The sequence below is a fragment of the Mesorhizobium sp. CNPSo 4661 genome (assembly GCF_057784215.1).
Genome location: NZ_JBWGIO010000018.1, coordinates 1 through 15,567, shown reverse-complemented (window position 1 = coordinate 15,567; position 15,567 = coordinate 1). Strand labels below are relative to the sequence as shown.

General features: G+C 62.7%; 20 protein-coding genes and 1 pseudogene. 8 read left to right on the top strand and 13 right to left on the bottom strand.

Annotation, left to right across the window (positions count from 1 at the left end; genetic code table 11):
* Positions 1 to 415: 415 nt before the first annotated feature.
* The gene (locus tag AC0YKC_RS25485) at positions 416 to 706 is read right to left on the bottom strand and encodes a DUF982 domain-containing protein (RefSeq protein WP_488513080.1); all 291 of its coding nucleotides are present in this window, start codon (positions 704 to 706) and stop codon (positions 416 to 418) included.
* 698 nt (positions 707 to 1,404) lie between these two features.
* Between AC0YKC_RS25485 and AC0YKC_RS25480 the strand changes: the two genes are divergently transcribed.
* Positions 1,405 to 1,602 (top strand): hypothetical protein, encoded by a 198-nt coding sequence (locus tag AC0YKC_RS25480; protein WP_320293737.1) that lies wholly within the window; start codon positions 1,405 to 1,407, stop codon positions 1,600 to 1,602.
* Between the two features lie 358 nt (positions 1,603 to 1,960).
* Here AC0YKC_RS25480 and AC0YKC_RS25475 read toward each other — a convergent pair.
* From AC0YKC_RS25475 to AC0YKC_RS25450, 6 genes and pseudogenes are all read right to left on the bottom strand, one after another.
* Positions 1,961 to 2,140 (bottom strand): annotated as a pseudogene (locus tag AC0YKC_RS25475) (hypothetical protein); the annotation flags it as partial.
* Between the two features lie 423 nt (positions 2,141 to 2,563).
* On the bottom strand, positions 2,564 to 3,862 hold the full coding sequence (locus AC0YKC_RS25470) for an NAD(P)/FAD-dependent oxidoreductase (protein WP_488513160.1): 1,299 nt from the start codon (positions 3,860 to 3,862) through the stop codon (positions 2,564 to 2,566).
* Complete coding sequence (locus AC0YKC_RS25465) at positions 3,859 to 4,836, bottom strand: branched-chain amino acid ABC transporter permease (RefSeq protein WP_434723576.1); 978 nt, start codon at positions 4,834 to 4,836, stop codon at positions 3,859 to 3,861. The genes AC0YKC_RS25470 and AC0YKC_RS25465 overlap by 4 nt, the downstream gene beginning before the upstream one ends.
* On the bottom strand, positions 4,833 to 5,741 hold the full coding sequence (locus tag AC0YKC_RS25460; protein ID WP_488513079.1) for a branched-chain amino acid ABC transporter permease: 909 nt from the start codon (positions 5,739 to 5,741) through the stop codon (positions 4,833 to 4,835). Before AC0YKC_RS25460 ends, AC0YKC_RS25465 begins: the two co-directional genes overlap by 4 nt.
* Positions 5,738 to 6,505 (bottom strand): branched-chain amino acid ABC transporter ATP-binding protein, encoded by a 768-nt coding sequence (locus tag AC0YKC_RS25455; protein WP_488513077.1) that lies wholly within the window; start codon positions 6,503 to 6,505, stop codon positions 5,738 to 5,740. The genes AC0YKC_RS25460 and AC0YKC_RS25455 overlap by 4 nt, the downstream gene beginning before the upstream one ends.
* Positions 6,502 to 7,302, bottom strand: coding sequence for an ABC transporter ATP-binding protein (locus AC0YKC_RS25450; RefSeq protein ID WP_320293742.1), 801 nt, complete (start codon positions 7,300 to 7,302; stop codon positions 6,502 to 6,504). Before AC0YKC_RS25450 ends, AC0YKC_RS25455 begins: the two co-directional genes overlap by 4 nt.
* Before the next feature lie 138 nt (positions 7,303 to 7,440).
* On the opposite strand from AC0YKC_RS25450, the gene AC0YKC_RS25445 reads away from it, so the two are divergent.
* Genes AC0YKC_RS25445 through AC0YKC_RS25420 form a run of 6 tightly spaced genes read left to right on the top strand, consistent with a single transcriptional unit; the run spans position 7,441 to position 11,821 of the window.
* The gene (locus AC0YKC_RS25445) at positions 7,441 to 8,169 is read left to right on the top strand and encodes a GntR family transcriptional regulator (RefSeq protein WP_320293743.1); all 729 of its coding nucleotides are present in this window, start codon (positions 7,441 to 7,443) and stop codon (positions 8,167 to 8,169) included.
* Between the two features lies 1 nt (position 8,170).
* Positions 8,171 to 8,659, top strand: coding sequence for a DUF3830 family protein (locus AC0YKC_RS25440; RefSeq protein ID WP_488513076.1), 489 nt, complete (start codon positions 8,171 to 8,173; stop codon positions 8,657 to 8,659).
* Between the two features lie 3 nt (positions 8,660 to 8,662).
* Complete coding sequence (locus tag AC0YKC_RS25435; protein WP_434723571.1) at positions 8,663 to 9,022, top strand: TIGR04076 family protein; 360 nt, start codon at positions 8,663 to 8,665, stop codon at positions 9,020 to 9,022.
* Positions 9,019 to 10,074 (top strand): aldo/keto reductase, encoded by a 1,056-nt coding sequence (locus tag AC0YKC_RS25430; protein WP_434723570.1) that lies wholly within the window; start codon positions 9,019 to 9,021, stop codon positions 10,072 to 10,074. Before AC0YKC_RS25435 ends, AC0YKC_RS25430 begins: the two co-directional genes overlap by 4 nt.
* Before the next feature lie 5 nt (positions 10,075 to 10,079).
* Complete coding sequence (locus AC0YKC_RS25425; protein ID WP_488513075.1) at positions 10,080 to 10,508, top strand: DUF4440 domain-containing protein; 429 nt, start codon at positions 10,080 to 10,082, stop codon at positions 10,506 to 10,508.
* A gap of 50 nt (positions 10,509 to 10,558) precedes the next feature.
* Positions 10,559 to 11,821: an ABC transporter substrate-binding protein gene (locus AC0YKC_RS25420; RefSeq protein WP_488513074.1), complete on the top strand. Its 1,263-nt coding sequence runs from the start codon at positions 10,559 to 10,561 to the stop codon at positions 11,819 to 11,821.
* Positions 11,822 to 12,071: 250 nt separating this feature from the next.
* Here the strand turns inward: AC0YKC_RS25420 and AC0YKC_RS25415 are convergent, their stop codons facing one another.
* Positions 12,072 to 12,284: a hypothetical protein gene (locus AC0YKC_RS25415; protein WP_488513073.1), complete on the bottom strand. Its 213-nt coding sequence runs from the start codon at positions 12,282 to 12,284 to the stop codon at positions 12,072 to 12,074.
* A 60-nt stretch (positions 12,285 to 12,344) separates the two neighbouring features.
* Here AC0YKC_RS25415 and AC0YKC_RS25410 point away from each other — a divergent pair, with 60 nt between their 5' ends.
* Positions 12,345 to 12,497: a hypothetical protein gene (locus AC0YKC_RS25410; protein WP_488513072.1), complete on the top strand. Its 153-nt coding sequence runs from the start codon at positions 12,345 to 12,347 to the stop codon at positions 12,495 to 12,497.
* A 135-nt stretch (positions 12,498 to 12,632) separates the two neighbouring features.
* Here the strand turns inward: AC0YKC_RS25410 and AC0YKC_RS25405 are convergent, their stop codons facing one another.
* From AC0YKC_RS25405 to AC0YKC_RS25385, 5 genes are all read right to left on the bottom strand, one after another.
* A complete protein-coding gene (locus tag AC0YKC_RS25405; RefSeq protein WP_488513071.1) occupies positions 12,633 to 13,457 on the bottom strand; it encodes a universal stress protein in 825 nt (274 codons plus the stop codon).
* 99 nt (positions 13,458 to 13,556) lie between these two features.
* Entirely contained in the window at positions 13,557 to 14,090 is a 534-nt protein-coding gene (locus AC0YKC_RS25400; RefSeq protein WP_320293781.1) for a flavin reductase family protein, read from the bottom strand.
* 205 nt (positions 14,091 to 14,295) lie between these two features.
* Positions 14,296 to 15,018: a phosphoribosyltransferase gene (locus AC0YKC_RS25395; RefSeq protein ID WP_488513070.1), complete on the bottom strand. Its 723-nt coding sequence runs from the start codon at positions 15,016 to 15,018 to the stop codon at positions 14,296 to 14,298.
* Between the two features lie 3 nt (positions 15,019 to 15,021).
* Complete coding sequence (locus AC0YKC_RS25390; protein WP_488513069.1) at positions 15,022 to 15,210, bottom strand: hypothetical protein; 189 nt, start codon at positions 15,208 to 15,210, stop codon at positions 15,022 to 15,024.
* Between the two features lie 69 nt (positions 15,211 to 15,279).
* On the bottom strand, positions 15,280 to 15,567 hold a 288-nt coding region (locus AC0YKC_RS25385), incomplete at its 5' end, for an aminotransferase class I/II-fold pyridoxal phosphate-dependent enzyme (protein ID WP_488513068.1).

The window sequence follows — 15,567 nt, the reverse complement described above, 5'->3', positions numbered from 1 at the left end:
TGCCCAATGCCGATGCGAGACCGGCAGAGCCGCCGATAGGGGCCGTTCTCAGCGATCCACCAAAGCAATGTCGTTCCGGCTTTGATGTTTCACTGCGAAGGTCGATTGAGACCAATGCGCGAAGCCATTGGACTAAAGTCCCATGGATCAGTAGGAGGTGATCCTCCGCCAGTTCTGGGGCCGGGGGTAGCGCTTTGCCTCGCCTCACCCTCCTGTCGGGGAGGGACGTCGCTAGACTCTGTCATGGGCTCGGGCAGGTCCGGTGGTGGCTTGTGAAGCAGGTCCCTTTTATTTTATCGGCATCGAAATAGATAAGGGCTATCTCGGTATTGCCGAGGGCACGACTTACGTGCTGCCGGATTATCCTGCCCAGCCGGGCCCAAACAGGAGTGGCTGTTTGAGGCCGAGGTCTTTCTCAGAACAATTCGACGACGCCGCTCCGTTCCACCCCATCGAACATCGCCGATCCACAGGCGCGGATGCCCGCCCAGCGTGCCCATGCAATAAACGCTTTCCGAGCCACGTCGGCCTCACCGCGTCCATCATACGCGGCGTAGCAGGCCTCGCAGGCGCATGCATGCAGCTTGCTTCGTTGTTCGAAAGGCCACTCTTCGAGGAACTCGATCGCGTCCATCGCATTCCGGATCGCCCTCATGCCGAAAGATGGGTCGTCCACCAGCACCGGCGGTTCAAAAATGTCTGCCATACTTTCCTCCGCTTAGTTTCGGCCGCTCTGCGGCGGCTAAAGCGCGTCGCGCTGAAACGGATTCAGGCGACGCGCTTTAGGTCCTTTGTTTGATGCATGTCGTTGCCGCAAAACCGAGGTCACTTTTGCGCGACATGCATTAGAAGCAAACATCCACAACGTGTCGAATAGCGCTCGCTGCGCCATTCGGAAGATATTGGATGCGGGACTTCCAGCTTCAAGCAACCGGCCAATGAGGGCTGCCGCGCCGGAGAGCCCTTGATAGGTGACCGGCGCCTGTTGCCTGTTGGGAGAGTGTCCTGGCGCCGGCCCGGCGAATCGGAGTTCGCCGCGCGATCAGAATGAACCGACAGGCCGAACTCGGCGACCTCAAAGGAGTCATTTGCACAAGCTATTTTAGCGATTCTGCATGAGTGAGCTGATGGGGTCGGAACCTTTGTTCTCAGCTCATGTTGATTCATTGGACGGCGCATCTTCTCTCCAACCTAGAGCGCGCCGCGTCGGGATGGATTGTCGCCTTTCACCGCAAAGATGGGAGACGCCGGCTTTCCTTAGGAGGTCCCGACAAAGAGCCCGCCCCACGCCAGAAGAGCGGGCTCTTTCATTGCGCAGCACACGCACGAAAAATTCAGTTGAAATGCCCAATTTTCCCGACTTATAAAACATGACGTTCCCATTGCTTTCTCGGGAAGCATGCGATGGATAACGTCATTCCGATAAGACCCAAGATGTCAGCTCGCGTCGAGGTGGTGAAAGCCAGCGACGAATGGCTCGTCCTCGTGGTGGAAGACCAGCAAGAACTCACCCGCTCATTCGAACTGGAATCGTATGCGTTGGCTTTCGCGGAAGGCCAGCGCATACGGCTAGGGTTGGATAAGATCACCCGAGGAACCTAAGCCGGTGACTGCGGCTTATGGAAAACGACCTTACGGACTCGTAAGGTTCTCTCGAGACGAGGATTGTGGTTTGCAGTCTCCGCTGCCTTCCAATCGCCCGTTACGGATGGATTTGATGAGGTCGCTGACGCGGTCTGCCGGCTCGACCGATGGTTTCATGCTGCTTCTTACGATCGAGCTCCGGCCGGTGCCATAAAAGCGTTTCAGGCAAGCTATCTTGGCGCGCCGCCAAGTGCGGCCAACAAAGCTCGCAGGTACGTTCCCCGATCCGTGTGCCAGATGTTTCAGAACGGTAATGGAATCCAGCTTTTCCGCGACCTTCCATGGTTCAGAAACGGGAAACCGGCGCGGGAGTTCGCTACTGGATGCTGTCGTGGTTAACGCCGCGCGGATTTACGCGCCCGCGGCCTAATCGAGGTATCATCGTGTCGACCGAATATTTTGGCGCGACAGACTCCGGTCTGTGAGGCACCACCCGGTTGCGGCCGGCCTGCTTGGCCAGGTAGGGTGCTGCATCCGCCTGACGCTGCAGATGATCCAGAGAAATGGTCTCGTCGGCCGCCTGAGCCGAATCGCGAGAGCGCTATTGTGTTTTCGTACATTCGGAAACGCTTTGATATTTTCCACGAGTTGGCCTGTCTTGGATCTACAAAAGACCAGGGAACGGTATGGTTGCCCAGTTGTCGACGTACGTTTTCCGCGAAGCGAACGGCTGCTTTGCGCCGCCAAGTGGACGTTAGTCGTCAGAAACAAGCCGCCCAATAACGGTCATCGGACAGACATAAAGAGCCGGCTCCAACTTGGACCGGCTTTCAGCCTGACCTTCGCTGCGAGCCGATTTCCCTCACTGTCCGTCCTTCGAGGTATCGCGGACCATCTGCCTTTCCATCTGTCGAAATGAGGCGATGGTTTGAATTTGGCCCTGAAACACAATCCAGCGATCTTTTGGTCGGAACCTGCCCTAACCAGCCTGATCCAGCCGGTCGCGCAACATGCTCCAAGGCAGCAGTATGTTGGGCGCGTAGCGCAACAGGCTGTGGAACGGGATCGGCGCCGGCGGCGCGAATGGCAGCGGTAGGTCGCGGCCTTCTGTCCCAGCCGCCCAGTCGGCCAGCACCTTGCCCATGGCCGTGGTCATGGCAATGCCGCGCCCATTGCAGGCGCGGGCCGCCATCAGACCTGGGCCGAGGTCGATCAGATGCGGCAGAAAATCCGGTTCGACGGCGGCGATCCCCGACCAGCTATACTCGAGCGGCGGCAAGTCAGGCAGCTCCAGACACCGCGCTAGTCTTCGCCAGATTGTCTGTGGCACTCGCGTGTCGGCGCCCGCGCCCACCACATGCATGCCGCCGCTGATCAGCCGATTTCGGGCATCGAAGCGGAAGGTGATGAGATTGCGTCGGGTGTCGGAGAAACCCTGCCCTCCAGGCAGCAAGCGCTGACGCATCTTCGACGGCAGGGGCTGTGTCGCGATCTGGAAAACCTTCAGCGGAAAATAGGTCCGCTGAAGTGTCGGGTTGAGCGCTCCGCCATAGGCGTTGGTGGCGATCAGCACCTTGCCGGCACGGACTGGACCCGACGGCGTCGTCAGCGTCCAGCCATCGGACGCACGGTCGATCGAGGTGACGCGCGCGCGCTCGAAAATCCGCGCGCCGGCTTTTTCGGCCGCATCGGCCAGGCCGCGCGCGAATTCAACCGGATTGAGCACGCCGCCAGAGCGATCCATCCATCCGCCGGCATAGCCTCGCGCGCCGGTCAACGCTTCGGTCTGCTGACTGTCCAGCATCACCGCCGGCCTGCCGCGCTCCTCCCACTGCCTGGCGCGGGATTGTATTGTTCCGAGAGCAGCCTGTGAGTGCGCCGCCTGTATCCAGCCGTTCTGCACGGCGTCGCAGGCGATGCCATGGCGCTCGATCAGGTTGAACACGAGGTCGGCGCTGCCTGCGGCGAACCCGATCAGCCGCTCGCCGAGCTGCGCGCCGAGATGCGCCACTATGGCGTCTGGATCCATCTTGGCGAAGTTCGGCACGACGAAGCCTGCGTTGCGGCCGGTCGCGCCCCAGGCGATGATTTCGGCTTCGAGGACAGCAACCGAAAGGCCTTTGCCGGCGGCATGCAGCGCGCTCGACAGGCCGGTGAAACCGCCGCCGACAATGGCAAGGTCGACATCGAGCCTGTCTTCCAGCATTGGCCGGGGATGGCGATCGCGGCTGACCGCGTGCCACAGGGAAAGCGCCTCCTGCCGCGCCATTGCGTTCAGGACCCGCTCTCGCCGGCGATGACCTTCGCCTTTTTGCCGAAACGAACCTGCCCTGGCCGTTGACCGAACAGGCCGTTTGGCCGAACCAGCAGGATGACGCACAGCATAACGCCGATGGCGACGATTTGCAGAGATGCGGCTCGTGCCTGTTGCTCCGGCGCGAAGATCACGCTGGTGAGCGCGCCCGAGCCTGCCCATATCGCCCAGACCAGCACGCTGCCTGCAACGGCGCCGGCATTGCTCCCGGAGCCGCCGACAATCAGCATCACCCAGACTTGGAAAGTGAGGATCGACAGGTAATTGTCGGGCGCGATGAAGCCGATGAAATGCGCCTGGAGCGCGCCGGCAAGCGCCATGATCGCGCCGCCGACGGCAAAGGCCTGGACACGATAGAAGCGCGCGCTCTTGCCGAGCGAGATTGCGGCGCGTTCGTCTTCGCGCAGGGCTTTCAGGACGCGGCCCCACGGACTGCGCGTCAGATGTTCGAGGGCCAGATATGCGGCGAGCGTCACGGCCGAGATGATAGCCAGATTCGACAGGTTGAAGAGCAACGGCGTTTCGGCGAGGTCGCCGAAGGGTCGCGGGATGAAGCCGATGCCGAAGGGACCACCCGTGAGCTTCTGCGCGTTGAGCGCGACCAGTTGGACGACGACCGCGACGCCGAAAGTCGTGATAGCCAGATAATCCGATCTGAGCCGCAGCGTGGCGATGCCGGTTAGCGCCGCGGCAACCCCACCAACGAGCATCGCCCCCAGCCAGCCGATGAGGATCGGCAGGCCGAAGCCGCCCAGCCGCGCGGGGTCGTCGGGCGTGGTGAGTAGCGCCGAGGTGTAGGCTCCGATGGCGACGAAGCCGGCGAGGCCGACATTGAACAGGCCGGTCAGCCCCCATTGCAGGTTGAGGCCCAGCGTGATCAGCGAGAAGATCAATGCCGTCGTCAGGAAGAAGGCGCCGTAGCCCACCAGATCGATCATCTTTCGCGCACCCCGAAGAGCCCGATGGGGCGCACGATCAGCACTGCCATCAGGATGATGAAAGAAACGGCGGCGCGCCACTCAGCGCCGATCAACTGTACCGCGCAGGCTTCGGCGAGGCCGATGATCAGGCCGCCGAGCACGGCGCCCGGAATGCTGCCGATGCCGCCAAGAATGGCGGCGGCGAACATCGGCAGCAGCATGTCGAAGCCCATCAGCGGGCGGATCTGCACCAGGACGCCGATCATCACGCCGGCGACGCAGGCGAGTGCGGCACCGATGCCCCAGGTGACACGCACGACGCTGGCGACGTCGATACCGGCGATGCGGGCTAGCGCCGGGTTCTGGCTCATCGCCTGCATGGAGCGGCCGGTCTGGGTGCGTGTCGTCAAAAGGTGCACGCCAAGCACAAGCACGGCGGTCAGCAGCAGCAGTGCGATCTGATCGGGGGTGATGCGGATGCCGAAGCCGACCGGCATCGCGATCTGGATGGCACGGCTGAAATAGGTTGGGCGCGAGGTGAAGATGAATTCGAGCAGGCTTCTGAGAGCCATCGAGGCGCCGAAACTTCCCATCACCACGATGATCGCCTGCTCCTGCTTGCGCAGTCGCGAAAACAGCACCTTGTCGAGCAGCAGCGCTAGCAGGGCCGTAAATGCCATGCCGGCGACCAGCGCAACGATGAGCGGCCAGCCGAAGGACAAGGGCGCGATCGGCGCCACCTTGCCGAACATGGCGGCAATGGCGCCGACGACGGCCAAGGTCGCATAGGTGCCCCAGGCCATGAAATCGCCATGGGCGAAGTTGGAGAAGCGCAGGATGGAATAGGTCAGCGTCACGCCGATGGCGCCAAGTCCGATCATCGAACCGGTGAGCAGCCCGTCGACGACGAATTGCAGGCTCATGCCGCGCCTCCCGTCTCGGTGCGTCTTGCGCTGTCCTTGTGAAGCGGCCGCTGGCCGAGATAGAGCTCCGCGACGACTGGATCGTTCCACAGCGTCGAGGCAGCCCCCTCGTGCCGTTCCTTGCCTTCGACCAGCACATAGGCGCGATCACCGATGGCGAGCGCTGCCTTGGCGTTCTGCTCGACCAGCAGGATGGTGACGCCGGACTTGCGAATGGCCGAAAGCATCTCGAACACCGTCGACACGAATTTCGGCGACAGCCCGGCCGAGGGCTCGTCCAGCACCAGCACCTTGGGATGGACAATCAGCGCCCGCGCCGCCGCGAGCATCTGCCGCTGTCCGCCCGAGAGGTTGCCGGCAGGGGTCAACCGCTGGCGCAGAAGGTCGGGAAAGGCTGCGTACATTTCGTCGATGCGGGCGGGCGCCTGGCGTCGTTCGAGGATCCCGCAGGCGACCTTCAGATTGTCCTCCACCGACATCCGCGGAAAGACGTTTTCGGTCTGCGGCACGAAGGCAAGGCCGAGGCGGACCATGGTGTGGGCGGGCGCCGTGGTGATGTCCCTGCCATCGAGCAGCACCTTGCCCCGGCTGATCGGGACAAGGCCGGCGATGGCCTTGATCAGGCTCGACTTGCCGGCGCCGTTCGGGCCGAGGACGACGACGATCTCGCCCTTGTTGACGGTGATCGAGGCGCCGCGCACGATCGGCACGCCGGGCTCGTAGCCGGCCTCGAGATCGCTGACGTCAAGCACGGGTTCGGTCATGCCACACCCCCGAGATAGGCCTCGATGACGCGTGGGTCGCGCGCCACCTCGTCGGCGGTGCCCTCGCACAGGAGTTCGCCGCTCGCCATCACCAGAACGCGGTGGCAAAGCCGCGTCACCATGTCGATGTTGTGCTCGATCAACAGGAAGGTAATGCCACTCTCGTTGATATCGCGGATACGGTCGATGATGACTTCGAGCAGTGTCGCGTTGACGCCGGCAGCCGGCTCGTCGAGCAGGATGATCGCCGGATCGGCCATCATCACACGGGCGAGCTCAAGCAACTTGCGCTGGCCGCCGGAAAGCACCCGAGCCGGCTCGTACGCCAGACGGGTCAGCGAGACGAGCTCCAGCAGCTCGGCGGCTTTCTTCTTAGCGGCTTTCTCCTCGGCGGCGACCCGCCACGGCGTGAGGAAATTGGCAAGCAGCCGTTCGCCGGTCTGCCCTTGCGCGGCAAGCATGACGTTCTCGATCAGCGTCAGGTTGGGAAGCGGCCGTGGGATCTGGAACGTGCGGCCGAGGCCTCGTCCGATGCGGCGGTGCGCGGCCTCGCCGGAAACGGGCAGACCGCCCAGATAGATCTCTCCGCTGGATGGCAGGATGCTGCCGGCAAGCAGGTCGAACATTGTCGTCTTCCCCGCGCCGTTCGGGCCGATCAGCCCCAGAATCTCGCCAGGGCGGACATCGAACGAGACATCGTTCACGGCGACGAGCCCGCCGAAGCGCCTGACGACGTTTTTTGCCGCCAGCACCGGCTCCTGAGTTCCAGGCCCGTGCCGTTTCACTGTCTCACCCATCAGTCCCTCGGGCCGGAAGCGTTTATCGTTCCTGATTTTGATATGTGATCACACTTGCTTTGATCACGCTAATCAGCTTTAATTTTCTCCGCAAGCCGAAAACAGGCAGGTCGGCCAAAAGGCTGGAGTCGGGAGCGCATGCACAAGGCAGCCGTGGAGCGGAACAATGACGCTTTCGCCGCGCAACTTGCGCCGGTCGGCCGCGAGACTGTGCAGGATCGCGTCTATTCGGAGCTGCGCCGCGCTCTGATTGGCGGCCTGTTCGAACCAAGCCAGGTGCTGACCATTCGCGGACTTGCCGATGCGCTGGTCACCTCGACCATGCCGGTGCGCGAGGCGCTCGGACGGCTGATCACGGAAAAAGCGCTCGAGGCGCTGCCCAACCGCTCGGTGCGCGTGCCGCCTATCACGCTGGAGCGGATCGACGACCTGCTGCGCGTGCGCATCCTGATCGAGGGGGAGGCGATCTCGCTCGCGGCAACGCGGATGGGGCCGCGTGGAATCGCGACCGTCGAGGCCCTGCTGCGCGAATGGGACGAGGTCCGGGCGCTGAAGCACAAGAAGGATGTCGACCGCGAGGTTACGCTCAACCAGAGCTTTCACTTCGAAATCTACCGTGCCTGCGGGTCTGCAGTGCTGATACCGATGATAGAGAGTCTCTGGCTGCAATCCGGCCCATGCATTCGCGTCGCCATCTACGCCTTTTCCGAAGCCGGCGAAGTGGACACCGCGCATTACCATCGCAGCATCGTCGCCGCGCTTGCGGCGCAGAATGCACAGGCCGCGCGCGAAGCACTGGTGGCCGACATCAGTCGGCCCTTTGCCTTCCTTCGCGACAAGCTGCAATCCAAGGCCCGAACGGAGTGACATGACGAAGCGAGCCATAAAAATCACCGAGCCGCGTTCGGGCCTGTCGGCGACGGCGCTGCTGCTGCCGGAAAAGGCGCCGGGCAATGCTGCCTTTCTCTGGAGCTATCTGGAGGAGCCGCGCGTGGTCGCCGGCATCCACGCGATGTGGACCGGTCCTGAAATCTCCTGTCCGGTGCCGCCGTCGCATCTGGAGGGCCAGCTCTATGCCCAGCCGTTGCCGGCCGAGAATGCGACACTGACGCCTCAGCCCGGCGACATCGTGCTCTCTTATGTGCCGCCCCGCATGTGGGGCGGCAATCCTGACGCGATCTTCGACATCGGCCTGTTCTACGGGCAGGGCGCGCGGCTCTTGTTTCCGATTGGGTGGCTCGCTGGAAGCGTCGTAGCACAGGTGCTGCCGGAGCAGCGGGAACAGTTCGCCGCCGGCTGCGGCGTCATCCGCCGCAATGGCGCCTGCGACGTCACCTTCACGCGAGTGGAGACCTGAAAAATGGCCGAGCGCGACGACAGTTTCGAGCTCTTCGACCTTCGCGTCGAGGCAGTCATCCCCGAGGGCAAGCCGATCTATTGCGGCGCCAAGACCGGCGACTATTTCGAACTGAAGGGCGAGATGCTGTCGCTGCCGGCGGGGCAGGGCTTTTCGATCTATTCGATTGCCGCCGTGCTTCCGCTGCTGGCGGCCAAGCAGCGGCCGACGCACGCCAACGACTGGATGACGTCTGACGCCGAGATCGCCTGTCCCGATCCCAACTGCGCCAGCCGGCTCAGGATCGTCAGGGTGGCCAAGCGGCGGTTCAGTCATGCCGAAACGACGGCGGTGCCGTTGCCCGGGAAGACGGAGCATAAATGACCGCCAAGACTTTCGAACTCGCCTCGGGCTACACCATCTCGCGCGTCATTCGCGGCGGCTGGCAACTGGCCGGCGGCCATGGCGCGATAGACCGTGAGCAGGCGGTGGCCGATCTTATCGCCACGTTCGACGCCGGCATCTTCACCTATGACTGCGCCGACATCTACACCGGCGTCGAGGAACTGATCGGCGCCACGCGTCTGCGGCTTGCCAACGAACGCGGCCTCGATGCCGCCGCCAGGATGAAGGTGCACACCAAGCTGGTGCCCGACCTCGAGCGGCTGGCCGGCATCAGCCGCGACTATATCAGGGGAATCGTCGACCAGTCGCTGCGCAGGCTGAAGACCGAGCGCATCGACCTCGTGCAGTTCCACTGGTGGGACTATGCGCAACCTCGCTATGTCGAGGCTATGGCCTGGCTCGACGAACTGCGCCGCGAGGGCAAGGTTCGCAATCTCGGCGCCACCAATTTCGACACGCCGCGGCTCGCCGAGATTCTCGCGGCGGGCATTCCGCTGGTCAGTCAGCAGTTGCAATATTCCGTGCTCGACCAGCGGCCGGCGGGCAGCCTTGCAGCTCTTGCCGCCAGGAACGACGTCAGCTTCCTCTGCTACGGTTCCGTCGCCGGCGGCTTCCTCAGCGATCGATGGCTTGGCGCTGCCGAACCGGCGACGCCGCTCGAAAACCGTTCGCTGGTCAAATACAAGCTGATCATCGACGATTTCGGCGGCTGGGATCTCTTCCAGCAATTGCTACGCGTATTGAAGGTGGTCGGCGACCGCCACGGCGTCGACATCGCCACCATCGCCAGCGCCTGGGTGCTGCAACAGCCTCAGGTCGCGGCCGTCATCGTGGGCGCCCGCAACCAGGCGCATGCGCTTGCCAACGCGGCAATCATGGACGTGCAACTGAGCCTTGAAGACAAGGCGGCGATCGGGGCGGTGATCGCGCAAAGCCCAGGTCTCGAAGGCGACGTCTACACGCTGGAGCGCGACCGCTATGGCCGCCACGGCTCGATCATGCACTACAATCTGAATGCTGGCCGGGTATGAGCGCCATGAGCCAGGAGGCCTCGCTGTTTTCCCGCGCCAGCACCGAGATCGTCGACCTGCACCGCTTCTTCGTTGACTGGTTCGTCGCCGCGCGCGCCGACACTGTCGACTTCGCACGTTTCGAAGCCGTCATGGGCGAAGGCTTGACCATGGTCGCGCCGAGCGGTGCGGTCCTCGATCGCGACGCCGTCGTCGACCATGTCAGGCAAAGCCGCGCCACCTGCGACGACGGCCTTGCGATTTCGATAGAGGATATCCGGCCCGGCTGGCAGACTGACGACACGATCGTCGTCCTCTATGTCGAGGCGCAGCTTCGCGACGGCAAGCGCAGCCGCCGCCAGTCGAGCGCCGTCTTCACCACCAGTTCATCGGCGCCCAACGGCGTCGAATGGCGACATCTGCATGAGACCTGGCTGCAGGTGCCGGAACGCTGAAACAGGCTCAAGAGATCAAACCACTGTCGAGTAACTCAAGGGGAACAACAATGAGAAACACGATACTGAAACTCACCAGCGCGATTGCTCTCGTCACGCTGGCAGGTGCGGCTCAGGCCGCCGATTGCAAGATCACCGTCGGCCTCGTCATGGAGCTGACCGGCCCGGCCGGCGAATACGGCCAGGCCGGCGCCAAGTCGGTCGAGATGGCCTTTCGCGACATCAATGCCGCCGGCGGCGTGCGCGGCTGCGATCTCGCGACCGACACGCGCGACAGCCAGAGCCAGGGCAATGTGGCGGTCGACGCCGCGACCCAGCTCGTGCAGGTCAAGAAAGTACCTGTGATCATCGGCGGCATCATCTCCTCAGTCTCGATCCCGATCCTCACCTCGGTGACCGCGCCGGCCAAGATCGTGCAGGTGTCGCCCGCGTCCTCCTCGCCGACGCTGACCGCGCTCGGCCGCGACGGCAAGACCAACGGCATCTTCTTCCGCACCATCACCTCGGATGCGCTGCAGGGCGTGGCCGCCGCCAAATACGCTATCGACAAGGGTTTCAAGAAGCTGTCGATCATCCACGTCAACAACGATTTCGGCGCCAACATGGTGGCCGAGTTCTCGCGCGCCTACAAAGCGCTCGGCGGCACCATCGTCTCCGACACGCCCTACAACGAGAAGCAGTCGAGCTATGCCTCGGAAGTGACGGCGGCGATGGCCGGCGAACCAGACGGGCTCTATCTCGTTAGCACGCCGGTCGACGGCGCCACCGTCGCCCGCACCTGGATCTCCCAGGGCGGCGTGCAGAAGTTCCTGCTCAATGACGGCATGAACAGCCCCGATTTCATCGATTCCGTTGGGGCTGACTATCTCAAGGATGCCTATGGCACATCCTCCGGCACCAGCCCGACCCCGTCGACCGACTATTTCAACAAGAACTACAAGGAGTTCTCCGGCATCGAGCCGTCGAATCCGGCTGCCGACCGCTCTTACGATGCCGGCGCCATCGTCGGGCTTGCCATCGCCATCGCCGGCTCCGACGAGCCGGCCAAGATCAAGGACGCCATCTACAAGGCGGTCGATCCGACGGGCACGCCGATCTATGCCGGCAAGGGGGAATTCGCCAAGGCACTCGGCCTGATCAAGGACGGCAAGCCGATCCGCTATGAAGGCGTCATCGGCCCGGTTTCCTTCGACAAATATGGCGACATCACCGGGCCGTTCCGGCTGTGGAAGATCGTCGACGGCAAGGTGACGACCGACGGCGAGATGACGACGGATGACGTCAACGCGCTGCAGGCGAAATTGAACAAATAACCCCTCCGCGAAAGACCCCGGGTCGCCCGATCCGGGGTCTTCGTGCGGGAGGACGTGAGACGGCCGACCATCTGGACCGGTACTCGGCGTCGACCTAAAGCAGGTCGCGTGAAAAAGAATTCACGCGACCTGCTTTAAGTTTTTGATTTTAAGCATGTCTTTGTCCCGAAACCGGGCCCACTTTCGGGAGACATGCTTTAGTCGACGCTCTGCCAAGCCAGGCGCAAATGGAAAGCGTGCGATCTTTCTTTCAGGTCGCCGCGTCGATCAATCGCCTGTGAAGCTCGGTCGTCAATGCCTCGACACGCTCGGTGAGAGCCTTGATGGTTTCGGTCAACTGCGTGTTCTGATTCGCGAGATCCACCAGCATGGCCGTTTGTTTGGCCATCAGCGCCTGGCGCTCCTCACTGGCGTGGGCAATGTCCTCGCGATGCATTGCCTTGGCATCGGTCGGTGCGATCACGATGACAGCGCTGTGGCGAAAGTGGTTATCGGCATCCTGCGTGGTAAGTGTCGCGTTGGTTTGCGTCGTCTGCCGCGCCTGCTCAAAAGCCCGATCCAGACGGGTTTCGTCCGGCTAGCCCGCCGCGACGGGACGACCATCCACTACCGCATCACCAGACCGGAAGTGCTGACGGTCGTAGAGGCGCTGCACTCTGCCTTCTGCCCCAAGTAGCAGCCTCCGAACAGGCCGACTGACAGAACGGCGTCCTTTGCTCGATCCAAGTCAAGGACATGTCGATCGGCCATCTCCAACGCTGTTCTCACACCCTTCCGCAAGTGAATCTCAGCGGCATGCATTCAGCTGGCTTCAACTCGACATCAGCCGATTGAGCCAGACCTCATCCAGGAGCGAACGGGTAACCCCGCCAAACACCCATTCCCTCATTCGGCTATGACCGTAGGCACCAGATACGACCAGATCCGCTTTGACGGACGCCAAGAAGTCTACGAGGCGATTTCCTTCTTCGTCCGACTTTAGGATTTCGGTGCGCGCCTTGATGCCGTGCCTGGCGAGGAAACTGGCAACGTCCCTGACGCCGTCGCTGATCCAATCAGCCGGATTGCGATCGACCGCAACCACGGTGACTTCATTGGCCATGGCCATCAGTGGCACCGCGTCTGCCACGGCGCGTCTTGCCTCGCGTGTGTCCTTCCAGGCGACGACGACCTGGCCGAGCGGCAAGCTCGCAGCGCCCCTGGCGGCGACCAGCACAGGTCTGCCGGCGCGAAGCATCAGACTGCCCGGATCGGCCATACGGTATGCATCGCCTGTGGATGCGCCGAGCGAAGCGCCCGTGACGACGAGGTCAGCGAGAAGAGAAGCTCTAGCGAGGGCATGATCTGGATTCTCGACCGTGTGCCGCCAGTCCGTCGTGACTGCTCCGGCGACGAGGCTGTCGAACTTGGAGTGGCGATCATTCAGCCTTTGCCGGATTTCATCCCGCGCCTGCTCCCACAGCTCCGCCGCGATGGCAGCACCCTCGGGTGCCATCGTGACGGGCAGCGGAGCGTCGGCGGCGCAGAAACCGATCAGCTGCGCGTCAAAGCGCTTGGCAAGCTCGATACCGACCCGCGTGAGCTCTTCGATTGAACCATCGATGCCGAGGTTCAGGAGAATGGATTTGTAGCTCATCGAATCGCCTTCACACGTTGAATGGTTTCGGTGAGCTGACGCTACCCCGTGGTCAGGGCACCAGACCTTGATGGGGATCAATGTCGCGGCATCGGACCCTCAAGGTATCCGAGACTCGAAATGGATCACTTCGCCGTCCACCGTAAAGGCACCGTTTCCAACGTGGTGGATTGTTTTCGGCTTCGGTTGTGCCGGATCGATCCAGGCTTTGAGGACTTCCAGAACGAATAGATTGTACCTGTTGGCCATGCGCGTATCGACGACGCGACATTCGAGATTGGCGAAACATTCGGCCACCAGCGGCGCCGACACCCGCTCGGCGGGCAACGGTGTCAGCCAGGCCGTTGCGAACTTGTCCGTGTCGCGGCCAGAGCAATTGCCGACCTTGACGACCTTGTCCGCCAATCCCACGGGAGGCACTGCTATCACGCACTCCCTTGTCTGACGCAAGGCGAACAACGAGAAGTCGCCGCTCGACACGATGCAGGCAATCGTCGGCGGCGCAATTTGCACCATCATGTGCCAGGACATAGCCATGACATTCGCGCGGCCTCGCTTGGACCTCGTCGTCAGCAGGACGACCGGACCGGGCTCGATGAGCCGATACACTTCGGCAAGCGGCAGTTCCTTCATCTTTATCCCTCGCTTTGCACTTCTTCCCCCATCGACTTTGTTGCCGCCAATATCTTCCTTCGCCTTGATCAGGGTCAAAGCTTCGATGCCGGGTTGCGGGGAGGGCGCTCGGACCAGCGTGACAACCGGCACCGATTGATCACGATCGATGCCGGCTTGAGCGTGTCCCGCCCTTGCAAGGAAAGCGTCCGAATGTGCATGACGCCTATTCCTTGGTGTCTGCCTCTCGTCGTGCTCTGGCGGAGCGCGCGGCGGGCTGTTTTCCGTTGCCGCTGCCAGCGACTGGTCCCGACTGCGCGACCATATTCATGGCATCCAGAACATCCCGATCCGTCAGCTGTGGGAAGCTCATGTAGTAATAACTCAGCGCGCGGAAACGAGCCGGCTGACTCAGGCAGATGACCAGATCGGCTTCCTGAGCCAGCTCGGTCGCGGTATCTGGGGGCGACACCGGAAGCGCAGCGATGATCTTTCGCGGCGAGCGTCGCTTCAGCGCCCTGATGGCAGCTTTCATTGTCGTGCCCGTGGCAGCCCCGTCGTCAACGATGATCACGGTTTTGCCGTCGACTGGCAAAGGTGCCTCGCCGCCGCGATACGCCATGCGGAGGCGCGCCAATTCCGGACGCTCTTTCGCAATCCGCGCCCGGAGCGCATCGTCGCCCAGCCCATAGGTTTCAACGATCTCCCGATTGAGAACAACGTCCGGGGGATCCCCGTCGACGATGGCCGCGACCGCCAGCTCGGGGTTTCCCGGCGCTCCGACTTTGCGGACGAGGATCAGATCGAGTCGCGTCTGGAGGGTCTTGGCCACCTCAACTGCGACGGGAACGCCGCCTCGCGGCAAAGCCATGACTATCGGATCTTGCAGGGTCAGTTTGGCGAGCTCGAATGCGAGCATCTGTCCGGCTTCCTGGCGATCGCGGAACATAGGTCAATTCTCCGGCCACAATTGACGGAGCGACTTCCGGAAGAGCCAGTCGCGCAAAGCGTGCAGGACCGCTTTCAACAATCGGAACGCGCTCTGCTCGTTCCAGCTCAGATCTCTGGCGAGCTCGTTCACCCATTGCTGCGCCTGGTCGGCGGCATGTTGGATGGAAGCGTGCGAAACCGAGTGGGTCATCGTCGTTGGCTCTCAAGTCTGCGGAGATCCACACGCGTTGCGGGGATCAAGTTCGGCGTCCTGTGGTTTTCACCCACCTGCCTTGTTCACCAGGAGCGGAATGATCCGGTCGGTCTTGGCGACGGCGGGACGGCCGGAGCTGGCATAGGGGATGCCCAGCGCATCCCAGGTCTCGACCAGCGCGTCCTGCAATTCGGCGATCAGCGCGTCCGAATGGAACGGCGTCGGCGTGATGCGCAGCCGCTCGGTGCCGCGCGGCACCGTCGGGTAGTTGATCGGCTGGATGTAGATGCCGTGCACGCCAAGCAGGCGGTCGCTCGCCATCTTGCAAAGCTCGGGGTCGCCGACCAGCACCGG